The organism is Robertmurraya mesotrionivorans (genome assembly GCF_050971805.1).
GTDB lineage: Bacteria > Bacillota > Bacilli > Bacillales > Cytobacillaceae > Robertmurraya_A.
Genome location: NZ_JBPCCH010000008.1, coordinates 101408 through 123329 on the forward strand (window position 1 = coordinate 101408; position 21922 = coordinate 123329).

General features: G+C 43.4%; 22 protein-coding genes. All 22 read right to left on the minus strand.

Features of this window, described 5'->3' with window-relative positions; genetic code table 11:
* Positions 1–416: 416 nt before the first annotated feature.
* The gene (nuoN, locus tag ACRX5O_RS14290) at positions 417–1934 is read right to left on the minus strand and encodes an NADH-quinone oxidoreductase subunit NuoN (protein WP_433906565.1); all 1518 of its coding nucleotides are present in this window, start codon (positions 1932–1934) and stop codon (positions 417–419) included.
* A gap of 6 nt (positions 1935–1940) precedes the next feature.
* Positions 1941–3437 carry a complex I subunit 4 family protein gene (locus ACRX5O_RS14295; RefSeq protein ID WP_433906566.1) on the minus strand — a complete coding sequence of 499 codons (1497 nt, stop codon included), beginning with the start codon at positions 3435–3437 and terminating at the stop codon, positions 1941–1943.
* Positions 3434–5302 (minus strand): NADH-quinone oxidoreductase subunit L, encoded by a 1869-nt coding sequence (nuoL, locus tag ACRX5O_RS14300; RefSeq protein WP_433906567.1) that lies wholly within the window; start codon positions 5300–5302, stop codon positions 3434–3436. Before nuoL ends, ACRX5O_RS14295 begins: the two co-directional genes overlap by 4 nt.
* Before the next feature lie 89 nt (positions 5303–5391).
* Entirely contained in the window at positions 5392–5706 is a 315-nt protein-coding gene (gene nuoK, locus ACRX5O_RS14305; RefSeq protein ID WP_066057903.1) for an NADH-quinone oxidoreductase subunit NuoK, read from the minus strand.
* Positions 5703–6224 (minus strand): NADH-quinone oxidoreductase subunit J, encoded by a 522-nt coding sequence (locus ACRX5O_RS14310; RefSeq protein WP_433906568.1) that lies wholly within the window; start codon positions 6222–6224, stop codon positions 5703–5705. The genes nuoK and ACRX5O_RS14310 overlap by 4 nt, the downstream gene beginning before the upstream one ends.
* Complete coding sequence (gene nuoI, locus ACRX5O_RS14315; RefSeq protein WP_119710242.1) at positions 6221–6640, minus strand: NADH-quinone oxidoreductase subunit NuoI; 420 nt, start codon at positions 6638–6640, stop codon at positions 6221–6223. Before nuoI ends, ACRX5O_RS14310 begins: the two co-directional genes overlap by 4 nt.
* Before the next feature lie 204 nt (positions 6641–6844).
* Positions 6845–7858, minus strand: a complete 1014-nt coding sequence (gene nuoH / locus ACRX5O_RS14320) for an NADH-quinone oxidoreductase subunit NuoH (protein WP_119710243.1) — start codon at positions 7856–7858, stop codon at positions 6845–6847.
* The gene (locus ACRX5O_RS14325; protein WP_119710244.1) at positions 7858–8958 is read right to left on the minus strand and encodes an NADH-quinone oxidoreductase subunit D; all 1101 of its coding nucleotides are present in this window, start codon (positions 8956–8958) and stop codon (positions 7858–7860) included. The genes nuoH and ACRX5O_RS14325 overlap by 1 nt, the downstream gene beginning before the upstream one ends.
* Positions 8959–8961: 3 nt before the next feature.
* Entirely contained in the window at positions 8962–10119 is a 1158-nt protein-coding gene (locus tag ACRX5O_RS14330; protein ID WP_433906569.1) for an NADH-quinone oxidoreductase subunit C, read from the minus strand.
* Positions 10120–10122: 3 nt separating this feature from the next.
* Positions 10123–10635 (minus strand): NuoB/complex I 20 kDa subunit family protein, encoded by a 513-nt coding sequence (locus ACRX5O_RS14335; RefSeq protein ID WP_066059965.1) that lies wholly within the window; start codon positions 10633–10635, stop codon positions 10123–10125.
* Positions 10626–11000 carry an NADH-quinone oxidoreductase subunit A gene (locus ACRX5O_RS14340; protein ID WP_433906570.1) on the minus strand — a complete coding sequence of 125 codons (375 nt, stop codon included), beginning with the start codon at positions 10998–11000 and terminating at the stop codon, positions 10626–10628. Before ACRX5O_RS14340 ends, ACRX5O_RS14335 begins: the two co-directional genes overlap by 10 nt.
* Before the next feature lie 974 nt (positions 11001–11974).
* Positions 11975–12379 carry a F0F1 ATP synthase subunit epsilon gene (locus ACRX5O_RS14345; protein WP_251520576.1) on the minus strand — a complete coding sequence of 135 codons (405 nt, stop codon included), beginning with the start codon at positions 12377–12379 and terminating at the stop codon, positions 11975–11977.
* Between the two features lie 22 nt (positions 12380–12401).
* Positions 12402–13823 (minus strand): F0F1 ATP synthase subunit beta, encoded by a 1422-nt coding sequence (gene atpD / locus ACRX5O_RS14350; protein ID WP_119710247.1) that lies wholly within the window; start codon positions 13821–13823, stop codon positions 12402–12404.
* Positions 13824–14005: 182 nt separating this feature from the next.
* Positions 14006–14863, minus strand: coding sequence for a F0F1 ATP synthase subunit gamma (locus ACRX5O_RS14355; protein ID WP_119710248.1), 858 nt, complete (start codon positions 14861–14863; stop codon positions 14006–14008).
* A gap of 77 nt (positions 14864–14940) precedes the next feature.
* Complete coding sequence (atpA, locus tag ACRX5O_RS14360; protein ID WP_317458086.1) at positions 14941–16449, minus strand: F0F1 ATP synthase subunit alpha; 1509 nt, start codon at positions 16447–16449, stop codon at positions 14941–14943.
* A 24-nt stretch (positions 16450–16473) separates the two neighbouring features.
* Positions 16474–17010, minus strand: coding sequence for a F0F1 ATP synthase subunit delta (locus ACRX5O_RS14365; RefSeq protein WP_430774494.1), 537 nt, complete (start codon positions 17008–17010; stop codon positions 16474–16476).
* Positions 17007–17528 (minus strand): F0F1 ATP synthase subunit B, encoded by a 522-nt coding sequence (locus tag ACRX5O_RS14370; RefSeq protein ID WP_317458088.1) that lies wholly within the window; start codon positions 17526–17528, stop codon positions 17007–17009. The genes ACRX5O_RS14365 and ACRX5O_RS14370 overlap by 4 nt, the downstream gene beginning before the upstream one ends.
* Before the next feature lie 130 nt (positions 17529–17658).
* Positions 17659–17871, minus strand: a complete 213-nt coding sequence (gene atpE / locus ACRX5O_RS14375) for a F0F1 ATP synthase subunit C (RefSeq protein ID WP_066059974.1) — start codon at positions 17869–17871, stop codon at positions 17659–17661.
* Between the two features lie 70 nt (positions 17872–17941).
* Complete coding sequence (gene atpB / locus ACRX5O_RS14380; protein ID WP_433906651.1) at positions 17942–18652, minus strand: F0F1 ATP synthase subunit A; 711 nt, start codon at positions 18650–18652, stop codon at positions 17942–17944.
* Positions 18653–18673: 21 nt separating this feature from the next.
* Positions 18674–19048, minus strand: a complete 375-nt coding sequence (locus tag ACRX5O_RS14385; RefSeq protein ID WP_433906571.1) for an ATP synthase subunit I — start codon at positions 19046–19048, stop codon at positions 18674–18676.
* Positions 19048–19275 carry an AtpZ/AtpI family protein gene (locus tag ACRX5O_RS14390; protein ID WP_430774492.1) on the minus strand — a complete coding sequence of 76 codons (228 nt, stop codon included), beginning with the start codon at positions 19273–19275 and terminating at the stop codon, positions 19048–19050. The genes ACRX5O_RS14385 and ACRX5O_RS14390 overlap by 1 nt, the downstream gene beginning before the upstream one ends.
* A 276-nt stretch (positions 19276–19551) precedes the next feature.
* Positions 19552–21786 carry a S8 family serine peptidase gene (locus ACRX5O_RS14395; protein ID WP_433906572.1) on the minus strand — a complete coding sequence of 745 codons (2235 nt, stop codon included), beginning with the start codon at positions 21784–21786 and terminating at the stop codon, positions 19552–19554.
* Positions 21787–21922 lie beyond the last annotated feature (136 nt).

Sequence of the window (21922 nt, forward strand, 5' to 3'; positions counted from 1 at the left end):
TACCTTTCATTGTATCATTTTTGTAACGAAAACAGAACCACATACCTCATTATTGACGAATGAGGATGTGAAAAAGTTTCGTTTTTTTGGGAGATTTTAATGGATCGGGGTTTTATGACATATTCAAGGCTTGAGAACCACCGTTAAGCGTCATAAAACCATAGTTATGACCTTATGTATCCTCATTTTCACCTTTTCATGTCATAAACGGATCTTTATGACACGCAGCAAGTGAATTTCTCGTTTAACAAGTCATAAAACTCTCTTTACCCCACACCCCAACAATAAAAACCTCTATATACAAAAAAGAAGAGGGTCCCCCAACCCTCTTCTTGCTACCTCTATTAAAACCCCATCTTACCGTGTGTAACTAGCAAAAGTCCCCCAACTCTTGCTAGTTTTTCTCCCTGTATTACTTATTGAAACATGTCCGAAAAGCCGTTGAAGTTATTGTGCAAGAAATCAAACGCCAAATTCGGGAATAGACCAAACACAATTGTTGCTGCGACCGTAATAACTAACACGACGATGATTCCAGCTGGCAGTTGGATTTTTTCATCGGTTGCTGCTGGTCGGAAGAACATTTGTGTAAAAATGCCGAAATAGTAGAAGTACGAAATGACGGTCGTGGCGATCATGACCGATGCTAGCACATAGTGTGCTGGATCCACATAGAACGTTCCCATAAAGATGTTCAGCTTTCCAATAAAGCCTGCTGTCCCTGGAATTCCCGCTAACGAAAGGAGGAACACTCCCATAGAAACAGCCAAGATTGGTGAACGCTTATAAAGGCCAGCAAATGCACTAATATCTTCATTATCTGTTTTTCCACTGATCAGCTGAATGATGGCAAACGCACCAAGATTCATAAACAAGTATGCTCCTAGGTAAAACCACATCGCGTCAAACATGAACGCCGATAGTGCTGCAATGGCTACCAATAGGTAACCCGCATGCGCGATACTCGAGTAAGCGAAAAGTCGTTTCACATTGCGCTGACGTAACGCAATGACGTTCCCGATGATCATCGTCGCTCCTGCAAGCAGTGCGATATAATCCTGCATCTTAATCAACATCGGATACGATGCCGTACTCGAACCAGATGGTGCCGCCCCGTATACAGACAAAAGAATACGAAGCAAAATTACGAATCCAGCTGTTTTTGATACAACGCTTAAAAATGCGGTAACTGGTGTTGGTGCTCCTTGATACACATCTGGCGCCCACATATGAAACGGTACAGATGCTAACTTAAACGATAAACCAACAAATACTAGTAAAAAGGATAATCCAAGCAAGTAGATTTGCTGTGTATCAAAGTTCGCTGATAATACACCTGTAATCTCTGTTAAGTTGGTTGATCCTGTTAATCCAAACACATAACTTAATCCAAACAGTGTGACAGCTGTTGAAATTCCGCCATTGATGACGTATTTCATGGCTGACTCATTCGATGGAAGATGCTTTTTACGAATGCCCGCTAAAATATAGGAAGAAAGTGATAAGAGTTCAAGTCCGACAAATAATGTGATTAAGTCTCCGCTCGACGACATCACCATCGCTCCGAGCAAAGCGGTTAAAAACAAATAGTAGAACTCTCCCTTGTATTCTTTCATCTCTTCCTTTGGTTCATAGCTGATCGCGAGTAGCATAACAAGCGCTGCACCAAGGAGCAGTAACAGCTTGAATGCTTTTGCGTATGAATCTAAGCGAAACGTATCATATAAAATACTCGTTAATTCTAAATCTACCAATCCTAGTAAAGAGACAAACGCTGCAATAATGGCAGTAAATGCAATCCAGCCAAGAATTTTACGATCTTGGTTTTTCGGCATGAACAAGTCCATGATGGATAGGACGGTTGCTATACCAAGGATGATGAACTCCGGTGTCATAATTGCCCATTGATACGATAACATTTGTTCAAGATCCATCCTTCATCACCCTCCTAACCCAAGCATGATAGTCTCAAGTGTGGCTTGCAGTGGCTCACTTAGTACACTTGGGTAAACACCAATTAATACAATTAACGCGACAAGAACAAGAACCGGAGCCCATTCAAAGGAACGAATATCCGTTACCCCTGTGAATTCTCGGTGCGCTTTTCCAAACGTTATCCCTAACACCGCTCGCAGTAAGTACACAGCTGTTAAAATGATGCCTAAGCAGCCGACTGCAGCGAGTACAGGCATTGCCTCGAATAATCCTAAAAAGGCCATGAACTCACTTACGAATCCACTCATTCCCGGTAGACCAAGTGAAGCCATTGCTCCAGCCAGTAAGAACCCAGCCGTAATTGGCATCCCCTTCGCCATTCCCCCAAGCTTGGTAATCTCAGACGTATGGAAACGATCGTAAAAGATTCCTACTAAGAAGAACAATAAGGCAGAGATTAACCCGTGTGAAACCACTTGGAAGATCGCTCCTTGAATCCCCGCTTCATTTAGTGCTCCCACTCCGATTAACACAATTCCCATATGAGAAATCGAAGAGTAAGCTAGCACCATCTTGAAATCCTTTTGAATCAGTGCAAGGAAGGCACCATACAGCAAGTTCACAACACCTAGCGTGGCAAGCAACCATGCAATGGAGGTGAATTGTTCTGGAAAAATCCCCATCCCGAAGCGAATTAACCCGTAAGCCCCAATTTTTAAAAGAATTCCTGAGTGAAGCATAACGATTGATGGTGGAGCCTGAACGTGAACGCGAAGCATCCATGTATGTAACGGAAAAATGGGAAGCTTCACACCAAACGCAATTAATAATGCTAGTAAAAGCCCCATTTTTACAGGGTCGGTGATTCGTGCATGACCTGCATCCGCTGTTAGCAATTGCTGCAACACATCAATATTGGATGTTCCTGTGCGAGCAAACAATATCATAATGACAATCAACAGAACTGCTGAACCAAGTCCATTGTAAATCAGGAAGCTATACGCTGCTTTTTCTTTTTCATGATAACCCCATTTTCCGATTAAAAAGAACATCGGAATGAGTGTGATTTCAAAAAATAAGAAGAACAGAATAAGGTTTTCGGCAACGAATACTCCGAGCATCCCTACTTCAAGTAGAAGGAATAGCATGAAGTAACCCTTCCACTCTTTCTTAATATGAAACGAAGCAATGGCCGCTAACACGGAAAGAATGCTTGTTAAAACCACCATGATTAGTGAGAAGCCATCCATCCCCAACTCAAACGGGATTTCAAATACTCCTTCACTTATTCCAAAGTGGATCCAGTCCCATTTCAGGTTGTAGGCAAACAAATCTGTTCCATTTTTATACTGAGAGAAAACTGCCAATGAAAGAACCATTGCTGGCAAAGTGGCAAGTATCCCAACCAGCTTAATGGAGCTCTCCTGCATTTTTGGCATAAATGATAAAACGAGAATCCCAAGTAACGGGGAAAACACGATGAGTGCTAACATCAAATTCATCCGAAGTACCCCCCTGTTACAGCAAAAATCACAAATAATACAGCTAAGCCAACGAAGGCAACGGTTCCGTACATTTGCACCTGACCGTTATGCACACGTGAACCTGTTTTTCCAAACGTTTGAACAGCTTCCACAATCAGCTTAATGATTCCTTCCACAATAAATACTTCAATAAACGTGAGGAACAAGCTAAAGAACTTTGTTAGGTTCACAATCGTTAACTCGTAAAATTCATCAATAAAGTACTTATTGTATAAAACACTGTACGTCACTGGTGCACGGCTGGATAGCCAGTCGCGTGACAGAGACTTTTTCCCATACATGAGATAAGCAAGGAAAATTCCCGCTAGTGACACAAGTGTTGCCACAATCATGATCCATGCTGGACCTTCGACGTGACCATGGCCAAGCGCTTCATTGCCTTCCACTAACCAATCTCCTAAAAATGTTCCAAACCAAGGTGTGTTCACATATCCAGCTACAACGGCAAGAACACCGAGCACAACCATTGGAAGAGTCATCACAGCCGGAGACTCGTGAACCTGTTTGATTTCTTTTCTAGCCTCACCCGTAAAGACAAGGAAGAATAAACGGAACATATAAAAAGCAGTAAAGAAGGCTGCGATAACAGCTAACCAGAATAATGCCGTGTTTCCATGAACCCAAGCAGAAATTAAGATTTCATCTTTACTAAAAAACCCTGAGAATAATGGAACACCACTAATCGCCAATGTTCCCACTAAAAATAATGGACCAGTGACGCGAAGCTTTTTCCATAAACCACCCATCTCTTCAATGTTTTGCGTATGAACGGCATGGATGACACTCCCTGCTGCTAAGAACAATAACGCTTTGAAAAACGCGTGTGTCATAAGGTGGAATACCCCTGCCACATATCCAGCCGATCCAAGCGCTAACATCATATATCCAAGCTGAGATACCGTAGAGTATGCAAGTACCCGTTTGATATCGGTTTGAACTAAGCCGATGCTAGCAGCAAAGATAGCGGTAATCGCCCCAACTACAGCAACGGTCATTAAGGCGGTTTCACTCGCGGTGAAAAGCGGGAACAAAGCCGCTACTAAGTATACCCCTGCAGCAACCATCGTTGCCGCGTGGATTAATGCCGACACAGGTGTCGGACCTTCCATCGCATCCGGTAACCAAGTGTGAAGCGGGAATTGACCTGATTTCCCAACGGCCCCAATGAAGATAAGGATCGCCGTTACTGTGATCATGCCTGCAGAAATCGAGCCTGCCTCTACCGCAGCAAAAATCTCATCATATTCAAAGCTTCCTACCTGCCAGAATAATAGAATCATCCCAATAAAAAGACCAACATCCCCAATTCGGGTCATGATAAAGGCTTTTTTTGCAGCCTTTTTGGCGTCTTCCTTGTAAAAGTAGAAACCGATTAATAGGAAGGATCCAACTCCGACTAATTCCCAGAAAATATACGTTTGTAATAGATTGGGCGATAAAACTAAACCAAGCATTGCAAACGTAAATAATCCTAAATACGCATAAAACACATGAAAGCGTTCATCGTCGTGCATATATCCCTTTGAATACGTATGTACAAGCAAACTAACGAGAGATACGATGACGAGCATTAGCGCATTTAACTGGTTTACTTCAAAACCCGCTGTTAGTTGAACATCTCCGATCGAAAGCCATGTGCCCTCTGCTTTATAGGTCAGTTGTGTGAACCGCTCAAATAAGACGATGAGCGAATAAACAAACGACACACCCACTAGCAGGATACCGACATAGGCGCTGTTTTCCTTTAGCTTTTTTCCGAACAGAAGAAGGAACAAAAATGATAGTAGCGGGAAAAGCGGTATGATCCATGCATTTTCCATCAATATCACAATCCCCTTTTTAGAACGCGCACCGGTTTTGTTATGTTGCGCGTTTGATTGAGGCCCGCTGTAAATAAGCGAGTCATATTTTTCTAATGCTTTAATGTGTTCATTTCATCAATATTAACTGTTTTTCGGTTACGGTAAAGTGCAATTAAAATCGCCAACCCAACTGCTGCCTCCGCTGCTGCCACAGCGATCGAAAATAATGCAAACACTTGACCCGTAATCCCTGGATTCGCTCCGTACTTACTAAAGGCAACAAGATTAATATTGACTGCGTTTAGCATCAATTCAATTGAAATTAATACGATAACCGTATTGCGCTTCGTTAATGCCCCGTACAATCCGATACAAAACAGGATTAACGCAAGCGTGAGGTAGGCTGAAACGGGAACTGAGCTCATTCCTTATTCGCCTCCTTTTCATCATCTTTTTTCGCTAACACAATCGCTCCGATCAAAGCAACTAACAAGATGACAGAAGTGATTTCAAATGGAATGACAAACTTTGAGTAAAGCGCCACACCAATTTGCTCGGTATTATTTTCATGAAGAGTGTTTGGTACAGAAGCCAAATCTAAATCATACACCCCGATATACATCACAACCGCAAAACCGAGGACACCGATAAAGAGGAGAGTCTTCCGAATCCAGCCTTCCTCCGGCTCGTTCGTATCATTATGGCGGGTAAGCATAATCCCGAATAACATAATGATCGTAATGGCGCCTGAGTAGATTAAAATTTGAACCGCAGCGACAAATTCAGCAGAGAGCATGACGTAAATTCCCGCAATGCTCACAAAGGTGAACACAAGAGCCACGATCATATGAACAACCTTCGTCAAATTCAATAACAGAACGCCGCCAATGACCGCAACGAGCGCTAGCGACATAAATGCGATTAATTCACCCGTAACTGTCATGCTTTATTCACCTTCCGAATATTTTCATCGTTCTCATCTAACCATTCTAGGTTTTTAAAAAGCTCATCCCGGCTATATTCCGCGAGCTCAAAATTATTCGTCATAATGATGGCCTCTGTCGGACAAACCTCCGTACAAAGATCACATAGGATACAAATTTCAAAATTGATATCATACGTATCAATTATTTTTCCTTTTTTCGTAGGGTCAGGGTGTTTTTTCCCGGTCAATTGAATGCAATCGGTTGGACAAATGGCTGCACACTGATTACAAACGATACATTTTTCGGGGTAAAACTTCTGTATCCCACGGAACCGGTCCGGAAGTGGCAGCGGCTCATTTGGATAATCATAGGTTACTTTTTCCCTTGCTAGGTTCTTGAGTGTATACGCTAACCCTTTTGCTAATCCAAGCACGTTGACTCACCCTCTCTAGTAAGTAGGCTTATTGTTAAACTGGGGTGTTGATTTCCGCTCCGGGCGCTTGCTTTCCTGGGGGCTAACGCCTGAGCCTCCTCGTCGCTACCGCTCCTGCGGGGTCTCGCCTGTGACGCTGATCCCCAAGGAGTCAAGCGCCTTCCGCTCCAATCAACACAGTGTATAATCAACAGAGTTTCTATCTTAAAAAAGCTTTAACAATTCTTTCACCAATGCGGTTAGGAAAATATTCGCTAATGCGACTGGTAGTAATACTTTCCATCCGAATTCCATCAGTTGATCCGCTCTTAGGCGCGGGAAGGTGACTCGGATCCAGACTAGGAAGAAGATGACGACGCTGAATTTTAGGGCGAACCATACGGCTCCCGGAATGAATCCTAAGAAGTCGAACGGCGGTAGCCATCCTCCTAAAAATAACACGGTTGTTAGTGATGCCATCGCGAATAGATATACATATTCAGCGAGCATGAAAAATGCCCAACGGAAGCCTGAATACTCGACGTGGAATCCCGCTACTAGTTCGGACTCGGCTTCTGGTAAGTCAAACGGCGTACGGTTTAACTCAGCAACGGAAGCGATGATAAACACAAGAAACGCAATCGGTTGCCAAATAATGAACCATCCTTGCTCATCCTGAGCGGCGACGATATCATTCAAATTCAAGCTGCCTGCAAAAAGGATGACCCCAATTACCGACATAACGAGTGGGATTTCGTAGGAAATCATTTGGGCAGCCGCACGCATACCACCAAGTAGTGCGTACTTATTATTCGATGCCCATCCACCTGTTACCACTCCCACAGTGGTTAAACCTGAAATGGCGATATAGTACAATAACCCAACACCAATATCAGCAAACTGCAGGTGATCGGTTAACGGAATCGTTGCCAGCACCATAAATGCCGGTGCAAACGCAATGACAGGAGCAAGAATAAAGAGTGGGCGGTCTGCTAGCTTCGGAATGGTATCTTCTTTTAATAGAAGCTTTAATACGTCAGCTACCGTTTGCAAAAGCCCCCATCGTCCTCCAACCTGATTCGGTCCGTGACGTAGCTGCATGAAACCCATGACTTTTCTTTCTGCTAAAATGGCATACGTAACAAATCCTAAAACCACTAATAATAGAACCGTTGCTAGTAAAAAGAAAATCCCAAAGTTTAAGAGTCCTGGTTGTGATTGCAGCAGTTCCTCTACCATTAGCCATCAACCTCCCCTAGGACAATATCAATTGCACCTAAAATCGCGATTAAGTTTGCTATATTTTCTCCCTCCAATAGCTTTGGAAGGATTTGCAAATTGTAAAAAGAAGGTCTTCTAAACTTCAAGCGGTACGGCTCTTTTTTTCCATCACTCGCGATGTAACATCCAATTTCTCCACGAGGTGACTCGATACGAACGTACGCCTCACCCTTTGGTGCTTTAATAATCTTTGGAACTTTAGCGAGGATTTCCCCTTCTTTCGGGAACTGCTCGACTGCTTGTTCTAAGATTTTCAAAGATTCCTCGAGCTCATCTAAACGAACATGGTATCTTGCCCATGCGTCTCCACCCTCTTGAACAGGAACATCAAAGTCAAAACGGTCATAAATCGAATACGGCTCATCTTTGCGAAGATCCCATTTAACTCCGGTACATCTTAGATTAGCTCCACTTAATGAGTAATTAATCGCATCTTCTTTCGTGTAGCGACCCACACCCTTAACCCGGTTCATGAAAATTTCATTCCCCGTCACGAGGTCATGATAGCCTTTTAGCTGCTCACGCATATAGGGGATAAACTCTCCCACTTTTTCAATCCAGCCCTCAGGTGCATCCCACTTCACGCCTCCTACACGCATGTAGTTAAAAGTAAGACGCGCACCGGATAATTCATTTAACATATTAATAATCATTTCACGCTCACGGAACGCGTATAGAAACGGACTTACCGCTCCAATATCCAGTAAATATGTACCCCACCAAACGAGATGACTAGCAACTCGACCAAGCTCCATCGCGATTACTCTTAGGTATTCCGCTCGGTCTGGAATCTTTAAATCCATCATCGTTTCAACTGCATGACAGAGCACATAGTTGTTCGTCATCGCTGCTAAATAATCGAGTCTGTCTGTGTAAGGAATGATTTGAGTGTATTGTAGATTCTCAGCTAACTTTTCCGTTCCGCGGTGTAAATATCCAATGACCGGCTTTGCTTCCTTGATGATTTCTCCATCAATTTTCAACACCAGTCGGAATACACCATGCGTACTTGGATGCTGAGGCCCTACGTTTAATAGCATTTCTTCCGTTCGAAGCACTCGTTACACCTCCACATCGTATGGTTCATAGTCTTTGCGTAGAGGGTGACCAATCCAATCATCACCGAGCATAATTCGGTATAAGTTCGGATGATTTTTAAAATGAATTCCAAGTAAGTCATATGCTTCACACTCAGGCCAGTTGGCACCTGCCCAAAGCTTCGAAAGCGACTCCACCTCAGGTTTCTCGCGATCAATCTTCACCTTTAACGCAACGGATTGCTGGTTATTATATGAGTAAAGATGAGCATACACTTCCATGTGCGTCTCAAAATCTCCCCCATGAAATTCTGATAAATAATTGAAGCCAAGCTGCTCATTATAACGAAGGAACTCAGCAATTTTATAATATGTTTCCGGCTTTGCCACCAAGGTTGGTACGTCCTTCGACAGATTATTAATATAGAAGTCTTCTAATACATCTTTGCCCAGATGCTCTTCAATGACCTTCACGTATTTATCCAAATACGGTTGGTTTGGCGAAGGGACCAGCTCTTCAGGAGCCTCTTCCTCAGCAGGCTTTGCTTTAGCTCTTGCAGCGGCTGCAGCAGCAGCTTTGGCTTTCGCGGCAGCAATCGCCTTTGCTTTTTCATCATCTCCAGCAGTTCCGCCTTGTGCTGCAGCTTTCGCTTTGGCAGCGGCTGCGGCTTTGGCCTTTGCTGCTGCGATCGCTTTCGCCTTTTCATCGTCTCCTGCTGGAGCACCTTCTGCCCCGCCTTGCTGTTTTGCAAGTGCGGCAGCCTTTGCTTTCGCGGCTGCTGCGGCTTTGGCTTTCGCCGCGGCGATCGCTTTTGCCTTTTCGTCGTCTCCCGCTGGTGCTTCTTCTGCTCCACCTTGCTGTTTTGCTAGTGCAGCGGCCTTCGCTTTTGCGGCTGCGGCGGCTTTGGCTTTTGCGGCAGCTTTTTGTTTAGCTAAATCCGTGTCCTCTGAGCTAGACGATTCTTCTTCGGCTTGCTCTTTTTCCTTCATTTTCGCTAACGCAGCAGCTTTCGCCTTTGCAGCGGCGGCAGCCTTTGCTTTTGCTTTTTCCTCATCCGTCATCGGCTTCTCATTGGATGCTTCTGTTGAAGCTTCCTTCGCTTTCATTTTTGCAAGTGCGGCAGCTTTGGCTTTTTCCGCAGCTTCCTTTTTTAACTGTTCCAGGTCCTTTTCCCCACTCATGGATTAGATCACCCTCTTCCCAGTCTTAGCCTCATAGCGAATTTTTTCCCTTAATTTATTAATTCCGTAAATAAGTGCTGCTGGGTTAGGAGGGCAGCCTGGGATATACACATCGACAGGTACGATTTGATCGACACCTTTAACGACCGCATACGACTTTACATAAGGTCCACCTGCTGTCGCACATGATCCCATAGCGATTACCCACTTAGGCTCAGGCATTTGATCGTATAGTCGGCGGACAATTGGCGCCATTTTCTTCGTCACAGTACCCGATACAATCATGACATCTGACTGACGTGGAGACGTACGAAAAAACGATCCGAATCGGTCAAGGTCATAGTGTGAAGAACCTACGCCCATCATTTCGATCGCACAACAAGCAAGCCCGAACGTCATTGGCCACAATGAATTGCTTCGCGCCCATGCTTTAATTTGTTCCAGTGTCGTTAAAAATACATTTCTCTTTAACTCTTCTAATTCTTCTGGTGAGATGTTTTCCAATTTTAAGTCCATTTTAACACCTTCTTCTTCCAAGCGTAGACAAGTCCTACAAGCAGCATTAATACGAAAATAAACATTTCAATCAATGCAAAGATACCGAGTTTCTCATAAGCTACTGCCCATGGATAAAGAAACACGGTTTCTACATCAAAGATTACAAACATTAGAGCAAAAATATAATAGCGGACATTGAACTGCACTCTTGAATCGTGAAATGGTTCAATTCCGCTTTCGTATGTGGTGTACTTCGCATCATAAGGCTTATACGGACGCAATAGTTTCCCAAGAAACAGCGCAACCACAGGTAATAAAACACCTAGACATAGAAACACAAAGACAATCAGATAGTTATTCTGATATACATTTAACAGCTCCATGTCCATCCCCTCCAATGTCTTATAATTTTCTAAACATTTAATTATGTAACCGAATTCATTATAACACTGTTACAAATTTGTGTCGACAAGCCAAAGACTTTTATTGGAATTTCTAAAAAAATGTTTTCTTGTCCCTCGAGGATATAGTATGTGAAATAATAATCTTTATTCTATTAAATGGTAAAAAGCGGTGTTTGTCTGTGAGAATAATCAATAATATTTTGAAAATATGAAAATATTGTTGTTATTTTTGAGGATTGTTTGATTATTGGGGTGATTTTTGTAGTTGTTTGGGGCTGTATGTTTGGTTCAGTTACCGTGAACGAGTTTTTTTATGGGCTATGGGCATTGAGATGGTGTTTCAGTTACCATCGGGGTTGTTTGTCTTGCTCTATGGGCATTGAAACGCTCTTTCAGTTATCGTTCGGACTCTTTTATCGGCTCCACGGGCATTGAAACACTCTTTCAGTTACCATTCGGACTCTTTTATCGGCTCTACGGGCACTAAAGTCCAACTTTGGTTACCGTCACACAGCTTTTTCCTCACTCATGGGAACCTAACTCCCACTTTGGTTACCGCCTCACTGTTTTTCCCTCGCTCACGGGAACCTAACCCCCACTTTGGTTACCGCCTCACTGTTTTTCCCTCGCTCACGGGAACCTAACCCCCACTTTGGTTACCGCCTCACTGTTTTTCCCTCGCCCACGGGAACCTAACCCCCACTTTGGTTACCGCCTCACTGTTTTTCCCTCGCTCACGGGAACCTAACCCCCACTTTGGTTACCGCCTCACTGTTTTCCCCTCACTCACGGGAATCTAACTCCCACTTTGGTTACCGCCTCACTGTTTTTCCACACCCACACATGAACCAAACTACCGTACCCCCATTTTCCCGCTCTCCAAGAAATCAAAACATAAAAAACCCCCTCCGACGATCTGACTAAGGATCGCCCAAGGGGGTTGATTGATTGTTTTATCGCTTCTCTGAAACAGAGATACGGTTGATGGCACGTTGCAATGCCATTTCGGCACGCTTGAAGTCTACGTGTGCACGTTGTTGCTCGCGCAGGCGTTCTTCTGCACGCTCTTTTGCACGTAGTGCGCGTTCGACGTCGATGCTATCAGATACTTCCGCAGATTGAGCCAAGATTGACACTTGGTCAGGGCGCACTTCTAAAAGACCGCCACTTACTGCTACGTATTCTGTTTTGCCGCCGTTTTTCAAACGAACAGATCCAATTTGTAACGGTGCGACCATTGGAATATGTCCTGGTAAAATACCTAGCTCACCACTTTGAGCTTTCGTGCTTACCATTTCCACATCTGATTCATACACCGGGCCATCGGGAGTAACAACACTGACTTTAATCGTCTTCATTTTTTACCCTCCTGGTCCTATTTTAGACCTCTACGCCCATTTTCTTTGCTGATTCGATTACTTCTTCAATTCTACCTACAAGACGGAATGCATCTTCTGGAAGATGGTCATACTTACCTTCTAGGATTTCTTTGAAGCCTTTCACCGTTTCTTTAACAGGAACATATGAACCTGGTTGTCCCGTGAACTGTTCAGCCACGTGGAAGTTTTGAGATAAGAAGAACTGGATACGACGAGCACGAGCTACGATAAGCTTATCTTCGTCAGAAAGCTCATCCATACCTAGGATCGCAATAATATCTTGAAGTTCTTTATAACGTTGTAATGTTGATTGTACTTGACGAGCAACTGAGTAGTGCTCTTCTCCAACGATATCAGGTGACAATGCACGAGAAGTTGAAGCAAGTGGATCCACCGCAGGGTAGATACCCATCTCAGAAAGCTTACGCTCAAGGTTAGTTGTTGCATCTAAGTGAGCGAAAGTTGTAGCTGGAGCCGGATCCGTATAGTCATCGGCAGGTACGTAAATCGCTTGGATAGATGTAACAGAACCTACGTTAGTAGATGTGATACGTTCTTGCAGTCGACCCATTTCAGTAGCAAGAGTTGGTTGGTAACCTACCGCTGATGGCATACGGCCTAATAGGGCAGAAACCTCAGAACCTGCTTGTGTGAAACGGAAGATGTTATCCATGAAGAAAAGAACGTCTTGTCCTTGGTCGTCACGGAAGAATTCAGCCATTGTCAGACCCGTTAGAGCAACACGCATACGTGCTCCAGGCGGCTCGTTCATTTGTCCGAATACCATCGCTGTTTTCTTAATAACTCCAGAGTCAGTCATTTCGTGGTAAAGGTCGTTACCTTCACGTGTACGCTCACCAACACCTGCGAATACCGAGATACCGCCGTGCTCTTGAGCGATGTTGTTGATTAACTCCTGGATAAGAACTGTTTTACCTACACCGGCACCACCGAATAGACCGATTTTTCCACCTTTAATATATGGAGCAAGTAGGTCTACTACTTTGATACCTGTTTCAAGAATTTCTACTTGTGTAGAAAGTTGCTCGAATTTTGGTGCTTCTCTATGGATAGAGTCGCGACGAGCACTCGCAGGAATCTGCTCATTTAAGTCGATTGCCTCACCAAGTACGTTAAATACACGTCCAAGTGTTACATCACCAACTGGTACAGAGATAGCAGCACCAGTGTCTTCTACTTCGATTCCACGAGTTAATCCATCAGTAGAAGCCATTGCGATGGTACGAACTGTATCGTCACCTAAGTGAAGGGCAACTTCAAGGGTTAAGTTGATATCAACTTCAGATTCGCTCTGCGCGTTGTTTACAATTTTAAGTGCATTATAGATCTGTGGTAGATGACCGCTTTCGAACTTTACGTCAACAACCGGACCCATAACTTGAAGAACGCGTCCTTTAGTCATTGTGTTCCCTCCTAATAGAAATGCGTAAGCGCCTCGTTCAGCCCCGACAAGCACAAGGCGAGCCTTGTAGGAGGTCCTGACCTCCGGAAAGGATTGACTTGTGACCTCGAGGGGCTAGGCGCTGAAGCTAGACAAGTCTCTAACTTCAAAAAGTCTAATTTTATAAAAGAGTGGTTAGCTTACTATTCTAGTGCCGCTGCTCCACCAACAATCTCAGTAATTTCTTGTGTAATTGCCGCTTGTCGTGCACGGTTGTAGACAAGGCTTAGGTTGCTGATTAGATCATTTGCGTTGTCTGTTGCATTCTTCATAGCAGTCATCCTTGCAGCATGCTCACTTGCTTTACTGTCAAGAAGGGCGCCATAAATTAGGCTTTCCGCGTACTGTGGCAATAGGACATCAAGAATTTCCTCCGCAGATGGTTCAAACTCGTAAGATGTAAGTTTCCCTTCTGACTTAATATCAGTTAGAGGAAGAAGCTTCTTCTCCGTTACATCCTGTTGAATCGCACTTACGTAGTGGCTGTAATATAGGTACAACTCATCAAATGTCTCATCAGCAAACATGCCAACGGTCTTTGATGCGATGTCTTTTATTTCAGCGAAGCTTGGTTGATCTGGAACTCCAATAATGTCCAGAATAACCGGCATATTGCGTTTCTTAAAAAAGTCACGGCCAACACGTCCGATTGCGATAATCGCAAACTCGTCGTTTGATTTGTGACGGCTTTTAATCGTATTAAATAGCTGCCTTAGAACGTTACTGTTGTATGCACCCGCAAGACCACGGTCAGAAGAAATGACTACATACCCAGTCTTTTTTACCGGACGGCTTGTAAGCAATGGGTTTTGCACGCCCTTACTTCCTTGTGCGATCGAAGCAGTAACCTCTTGAATCTTCGTCATGTAAGGAACGAATGCTTTCGCGTTCATTTCCGCACGATTCATCTTTGCAGCAGATACCATTTGCATGGCTTTTGTAATTTGGCTCGTCTTCTTCGTCGAAGTAATACGAGATTTTATATCGCGTAATGATGCCACAGATTCTCACCACCTTGTTTTCAAAGTGAAACACTTGGGAAAGAGGAAGAACCGGTCTTCCTCTTCCCATTCATTAATTACTCGCTAATAGCAAACGTCTTTTTGAAGTCGTTAATTGCAGAAACTAATACATCGTCAGCCGGAAGGTCTTTTGTTGTTACGATTTGGTCAAGCACGTCCTTGCGGTTGTGGTCTAACCAAGATAAGAACTCACCTTCGAAACGCTGGATATCCGTTACCGGAATATCATCTAAATGACCTCTAGTTAATGCGTAAAGAATCATTACTTGCTTCTCTACTTTTAACGGCTTGTTAAGATCTTGCTTAAGAACTTCAACTGTACGAGCACCACGGTTAAGTTTTGCTTGCGTTGCTTTATCTAAGTCAGATCCGAACTGAGCAAATGCTTCTAGCTCACGGTATGAAGCAAGGTCAAGACGCAGTGTACCTGCAACCTTTTTCATCGCTTTGATTTGGGCAGAGCCCCCTACACGTGATACAGAAAGACCTGCGTTGATCGCTGGACGTACACCAGAGAAGAATAGGTCAGATTGTAAGAAGATTTGTCCGTCCGTAATCGAAATTACGTTTGTTGGAATATAAGCAGATACGTCACCTGCTTGAGTTTCGATGAATGGAAGAGCTGTGATTGAACCAGCACCCTTTGCATCGCTAAGCTTTGCAGCACGCTCTAATAGACGGCTGTGTAGGTAGAATACATCCCCTGGATATGCTTCACGACCTGGAGGACGACGTAGTAATAGTGATAATTCACGGTAAGCTGCAGCTTGCTTAGAAAGATCATCGTATACTACTAGTACGTGCTTGCCATTGTACATGAATTCTTCACCCATTGTTACACCAGCATAAGGAGCTAAGTATAATAATGGAGCTGGTTGAGATGCAGAAGCTGTTACAACGATTGTGTACTCTAATGCACCCATTTTACGAAGGGTTTCAACTGCGTTACGAACCGTTGATTCCTTTTGTCCGATGGCTACATAGATACATACCATGTTCTGATCCTTTTGGTTAAGGATTGTATCGATAGCAACAGATGTTTTACCTGTTTGACGGTCTCCGATGATTAACTCACGTTGACCACGACCGATTGGCACAAGTGCGTCAATCGCTTTAATACCCGTTTGAAGTGGCTCGTGTACAGATTTACGATCCATAACACCAGGTGCTCCAGCTTCAATTGGACGAGATTTTGTTGTTTGAATTGGACCCATACCGTCAACCGGTTGTCCAAGAGGGTTTACCACGCGGCCAATTAGCTCTTCACCAACTGGAACCTCCATGATACGTCCTGTACGACGAACCTCGTCACCTTCACGAATATCAGTGAAAGGTCCAAGGATGATAATACCAACGTTATTTTCTTCTAGGTTTTGCGCCATACCCATAACGCCGTTCGAAAATTCAACTAGCTCACCTGACATTACATTGTCAAGACCATGAGCACGAGCAATTCCGTCACCAATTTGGATAACAGTACCTACATCACTCACTTGAATTTCCGACTGATAGTTTTCGATTTGCTGTTTTATCAGCGCACTAATTTCTTCAGCATTGATGCTCATGAGTTTCACCCCTATCTACGAATCTTAGCCTAACAATTGACGTTCCAAGCGCTCCAGCTTTCCGCGCAAGCTACCGTCGAAAATTCGGTTTCCGATTCGAAGCTTGATGCCGCCGAGCAGATTGGTATCAACAATATTTTCAATACGGAGAGATTGCTTCCCAACTTTAGCTGCAAAAGAAGCAGATAATGCTTGTTGCTCAGCTTCTGTTAGCGGACGAGTGGAGTACACTTTCGCCTCAGCAATTCCTCTTTCATCATTTGCGAATTCAATAAAATAATCAGCTACTGCTTCAATGTAGTCTTCACGATGACGATCAATTAAGATCATTAACGTATTTAGAACGTACACGCTAGCACCAGAGAATGCCTGTTTAATAATCTCCTTTTTCTTCTCATTCGTAAGCTTAGGAGACTTCAAGACAACACCTAGGTCGCCGTTATTTTTTACTACATTTTTAACTACACGCATTTCATTTTCCATTTGGTCAAGAAGTTGATGCTCTTTTGCTAGTCGAAAAAGAGCTAACGCATAGCGCTTCGCTACAGTCGAGTTGCTCATCGCCCTTCTCCTGCCTCTTGGATATATTCATTGATTAGCTTCTCTTGATCTGCAGCTGAAAGTTCTTTTTCAATCACTTTAGAAGCAATAAGTACAGATAATGAAGCGACTTGTTCACGAATAGCAGCAACCGCTTGGTCTTTTTGCTGTTCGATTTCAAGCTTAGCAGATTCCTTCAGACGGTCTGCTTCCGCACGCGCTAACGCAATAATTTCTTCACGCTGTACATCGCCTTGCTTTTTCGCATTTTCAATTAATCCTTGAGCTTCTGTACGAGCTTCTTTTAAAAGCGTACGTTGCTCTTCTAGTAATTGCTTTGCTTCACCGCGGCTTTGTTCAGCAGCATTAATTTCTCCAGCAATATGCTCTTCACGTTGTTTCATGATGCCCATTAACGGACCCCATGCAAACTTCTTAAGTAATGCTAACAAGATGATAAATGTTACTAATTGGAATAGAATATCCCCTTCGTTAAAGCCACCACCAGCTGCACCTAATACTAGACTGCTTGTTAACACCCTTGCTCACTCCCTTCAAGAGTCGTACACTTACATTTCTATCGTTACAAATGTTAATAGATGAACATAAAGGAATGGCGAAGCTGCACGTAATATGTTCTTCGCCATTGTTTTGTTAAAAAACCGTATATTAGCCGCCGATAACCATGAACGCGATAACTACGCCGATGATCGGAACCGCTTCTACTAACGCTACCCCGATGAACATAGTTGTTTGAAGCATACCACGAGCTTCTGGTTGACGAGCGATACCCTCAACTGTTTTAGATACGATAAGACCGTTACCAATACCTGCACCTAGTGCCGCTAAACCAATTGCAATTGCTGCTGCTAAAAGACCCATTATAAAGTTCCTCCTTAAAATGTATAAGCTAATTTTTTTATTTTTTGTTCATTAAATGAACGGGTATATATTAATGGTCATGACTCACTTTGTGTGCCAAGTATACCATTGTTAACATGGTGAAGATAAACGCCTGAATCGCGCCGACAAAGATTGAGAACCCTTGCCAAGCAAGCATTGGAATGACCGCAGCGAGATGGCCGCCGACTCCAGTTGCTAGACTTCCTGCTAGTAACGTTAGAAGGATTTCCCCTGCATATATGTTACCGTAAAGACGAAGCCCGAGTGTTAAGGTGTTTGCAAACTCTTCAATAAGTTTCAGCGGGAACAAGAACCACATTGGTCGAACGAAATCGCGACCGTATTCTTTTACTCCCTTCAGCTTTACACCATAATAGTGAGAAAGCCCAACGACCATTGTTGCTAACGTCAGTGTGATCACTGGATCAGCTGTTGGTGATTTCCACCAAAGTGTATGGTCATACGTAATTCCAAATGGAAGTCCAAGCATATTACATACGAATATATACATAATTAAAGTAATACCCAGTATGTGGAATCTCCCACCGTCTTTCCAATCCATCGTACTATTAATGATTCCTTTGACGAAATCCATTACCCATTCGAAGAAGTTTTGTATCCCCGTAGGTTTCATAGCCAATGAACGAGTGGAAAGCACTGCGATGATAAAGACAATCGCACTTGCAATTGTTATCATCAGTACATTTGATAAGTTAAAGGTTAGGCCCATAAAGTCATATAAAGGAGCTTCATGATGCACAGTATTCACCTCTCTTCCCCGCTATTTATGTGAATGAAATGCTTGAAGAAAAAAATCTATCATAATAACCACATATGAGGTCATTAATCCAATAATTACGCTATAAAGATGGAGCTTGTCAGGATATTCAAGGGCGATCATCACCGCTAAAACAGCCGTCGCCATTCTTGAAAACATGCCGAGGGAACGGACCTTTTCGCCTTTTGCTATCGCATCGCCGAATTTAATAGTCCTTCTGGCCAATAACCACAAATTAAAAAGGCTTAAGCTCGTACCTAAAATAAGCCCTAAAAAAATAGTTTGATATGAGGTGAATCCCCACCCTAGCACGTATAAAGCTAGTAAGAAGAATATGTACTTTCGTTGCCGGATGTAGATCAGTTGTATTTCGGGCATCACTTATTATCTCCTGAAAAGAAATGTTGAATTAGTCTGATCATGGCATATACGCCAGCGGCTAATCCGAGGAGTAGTCCGATGATTAAAAAGAGCGGCTCGGTGTCCAGTGAACGGTCAAGCCATCTTCCAGCAAAAATGCCGATTAATACGGAGCCTACCAACTGCGAAAGAATCCCCGACATTAACGCCATTGCTTGATATGGACGACGGTTTTTTTGATTCATTTCAGGCACGTCCTTTTAAAGAGACTTGTAGATAGAAGAATGTTTTCACTATGGACTTGCCGGTTTAGGAAAGCTATATTTATACAGTACCCATGTTGAAAACCCTATCATTAATACCCTTTGTAAGCATACAATAGGCACTTGTCAATGTCAATTAGTTTGGAGTGAAAAAGTTCACAATTCAAACAATAGAATTTATCGTTCACATTATGTTCAAAAAGTTTTTTATTTTCCTATTGCAAATGGAGCGAGTGTCGTTCTCGCTCCCTGTTTTCCTTACCGCTCTTTCACTTTCGAGACTGCAATCCCCGTTTCAACCATATCTTCTTTTCCTGCTTTTTTCGCAAAAACCTTTGCTAAGTATAATCCATTTTCTGGTAGTTGGTCGGGCAGGATGTCCATCTTCAGCATTCCTCTCCCTACATTCCGTTTCCAATCTAAGAATTTGACGAACCGATACGTGTCTGGATCAAAGAGAGCAATTCCAAATTCATCTGCTCCACCCGGCAAATACACTTCGTAATGATACACACCCTGTTTATCTCCCGGACCAAATTCAAACCCCATAATACGCGGGTAGTTTGGTTCCTCTAAAACATATAGATATGGGACACTCACCTTTTGAGAGCCAGCCATGATGGTCAAATGACCTTCATGTATCTTCTTCGTAAGTTCATTTGGATCCACACTCATCGTAACGTTCACCGTTTTTTCTTTTCCCGCTTCTACAGAGAAAGAATGCGGCAGTTCGAACTGTATTCCATCCTTTTGATGAGGAACCTCGAATCTATAGGTCATTCGATGATCGCTTACATTTTTAAAAGTAAGCTGTTGTGTGTGCTCATGCTGCCTTTCTACTAACTTGAACTTCCCAAATTGCAAGGAAGCTGGCTTCACGAGCGTATCGGTTTGGATCGCTTCAGGAATTCTTATTCTTCCAGCACCTTGCTCGTACGTTTTATAAGGAACGTTTTTTCCATCAACAATAGGAATGGCCGTATTCATGAGAGCAGCCTTGATATCTTCCGGTCCCCAATCAGGATGAGCTTGTTTGATAAGAGCCGCGGCTCCAGCCACATGGGGAGCCGCCATACTTGTTCCTTGAAGGGCTAAGTACCCCCCAGGTATTGTGCTCTTTATCGCTACTCCAGGCGCTACCACATCTGGCTTAATCTCCCAAGTGGCAGTAACAGGTCCTCTCGAACTAAAGCTGGCAAGCAAATCCTTTTCTTCTATTATATTTGTTTTTGCAAGTATTTTTTGGCTAGCCATTGAGCCAACTATTTCTGAACCTACCTGTTTGGACATGGTCGCCACAGGTATATCGATGGGACGATCTAAGTTTCCAACAAATTCCCCGTTCATATTGTTAAAAATAATCACCGCAACGGCACCTGCATTTTGTGCATACCATGCTTTTTCTGAAAAAGTAAGCTCCCCTCGCTGTACAAGAGCAATTTTCCCTGCTACATCGGTGAGATCTTCTTTTTTCCCAAGCTTGCCGTATACCACTTCATACGACCGATCAAGCTTCCAATCAATAGAGCCCTGCATGGGTTCGAGCCTTAATGTATCTTTTCTTCCATCGATCGTGAGATATGGAACTTTTAAAATTGGTGTAGAGGCACCAACCGATATGGCCTTTGCTGCCGTACCAGGAGAACCAACCGTCCACATATTCGGTCCAGAGTTACCAGACGAGGTTACAGCGACAATTCCGTTTTCTACCGCTTTATTCAGAGCAAGAGATATTGGTAAATCAGGACCATTCACATTGTTTCCCAGCGATAGATTTAAGACATCTACTTTATCTTTGATGGCTTTATCAATCGCAGCAAGGACTTGTTCTGTTGTTCCCGAGCCGCCTGGACCAAGCGCACGATAGGCAATAATCTTCGCGTCAGGAGCCACCCCTTGGATCTTTCCGTTTGCCGCAATAATGCCGGCCACATGTGTCCCATGTAAGGTGCTTTGGCCGTACATTCCCTTCGTTTCCATCGGATCATCATCAATATCGACCAGATCATAGCCTCTTTTATAGCTTCGTCTTAAGTCAGGATGGTTGTAATCAATGCCCGTATCGATGACCCCAACGGTGATCCCCTTTCCGGTAAGCCTTTGATTTTTCGGATCAAAATAGCCCCTAATCGTTTCTGCACCGATGATCTCGGTATTCGTTTCCGATTGAACGCTATATGTACTAACAGGGGAAACCGACTCCACCTTATTCGTTTGAGCTAACTTATCTAATGACCTCTTCGTTCCTTTTACCGAAAACCCGTTAAGAGCCTCTGTAAAAATATGACGTAGCTCGAGATCCCTGTATGGTTGGATGAGCTCTTTAATTTCTTGTTCATTTTTCTTTGTTGGTAATGTCACGATTGCCACTTTTTCAGCTTCTGGAGATTCTTCAGGAATGGGCGGATGGATGAGCGTTTTCGCTGATGTGGTTGGAGTGCAAACAAATGAGAATACCACGGCTGTTAAAATGATGATGATACTTGATTTCACGCTTGTGAGCACCTCCGAAGTTTTTTACTAGGTTTTGTCATAGGTCGGGGAGTTATGCGTAGTGGGAGTGATCAATAGTGCCATTTTTAATGCCGGAGGATTGAAGGTTGGATTGTTGGCGGAGTTAATGAAGTAT

Coding starts and splice junctions, on each gene's coding strand:
- ACRX5O_RS14365 (WP_430774494.1), bottom strand. CDS start 17,010: ATGAGCAACTCGACTGTAGCGAAGCGCTATGCGTTAGCTCTTTTTCGA.
- nuoN (WP_433906565.1), bottom strand. CDS start 1,934: ATGGATCTTGAACAAATGTTATCGTATCAATGGGCAATTATGACACCG.
- ACRX5O_RS14330 (WP_433906569.1), bottom strand. CDS start 10,119: ATGAGTGGGGAAAAGGACCTGGAACAGTTAAAAAAGGAAGCTGCGGAA.
- ACRX5O_RS14310 (WP_433906568.1), bottom strand. CDS start 6,224: ATGACAGTTACGGGTGAATTAATCGCATTTATGTCGCTAGCGCTCGTT.
- nuoH (WP_119710243.1), bottom strand. CDS start 7,858: ATGGTAGAGGAACTGCTGCAATCACAACCAGGACTCTTAAACTTTGGG.
- ACRX5O_RS14385 (WP_433906571.1), bottom strand. CDS start 19,048: ATGCCCGAAATACAACTGATCTACATCCGGCAACGAAAGTACATATTC.
- ACRX5O_RS14295 (WP_433906566.1), bottom strand. CDS start 3,437: ATGAATTTGATGTTAGCACTCATCGTGTTTTCCCCGTTACTTGGGATT.
- ACRX5O_RS14340 (WP_433906570.1), bottom strand. CDS start 11,000: ATGGAGCTGTTAAATGTATATCAGAATAACTATCTGATTGTCTTTGTG.
- atpA (WP_317458086.1), bottom strand. CDS start 16,449: ATGAGCATCAATGCTGAAGAAATTAGTGCGCTGATAAAACAGCAAATC.
- ACRX5O_RS14345 (WP_251520576.1), bottom strand. CDS start 12,379: ATGAAGACGATTAAAGTCAGTGTTGTTACTCCCGATGGCCCGGTGTAT.
- ACRX5O_RS14335 (WP_066059965.1), bottom strand. CDS start 10,635: ATGGACTTAAAATTGGAAAACATCTCACCAGAAGAATTAGAAGAGTTA.
- ACRX5O_RS14390 (WP_430774492.1), bottom strand. CDS start 19,275: ATGAATCAAAAAAACCGTCGTCCATATCAAGCAATGGCGTTAATGTCG.
- atpE (WP_066059974.1), bottom strand. CDS start 17,871: ATGGGTCTTTTAGCAGCAGCAATTGCAATTGGTTTAGCGGCACTAGGT.
- atpD (WP_119710247.1), bottom strand. CDS start 13,823: ATGACTAAAGGACGCGTTCTTCAAGTTATGGGTCCGGTTGTTGACGTA.
- nuoK (WP_066057903.1), bottom strand. CDS start 5,706: ATGAGCTCAGTTCCCGTTTCAGCCTACCTCACGCTTGCGTTAATCCTG.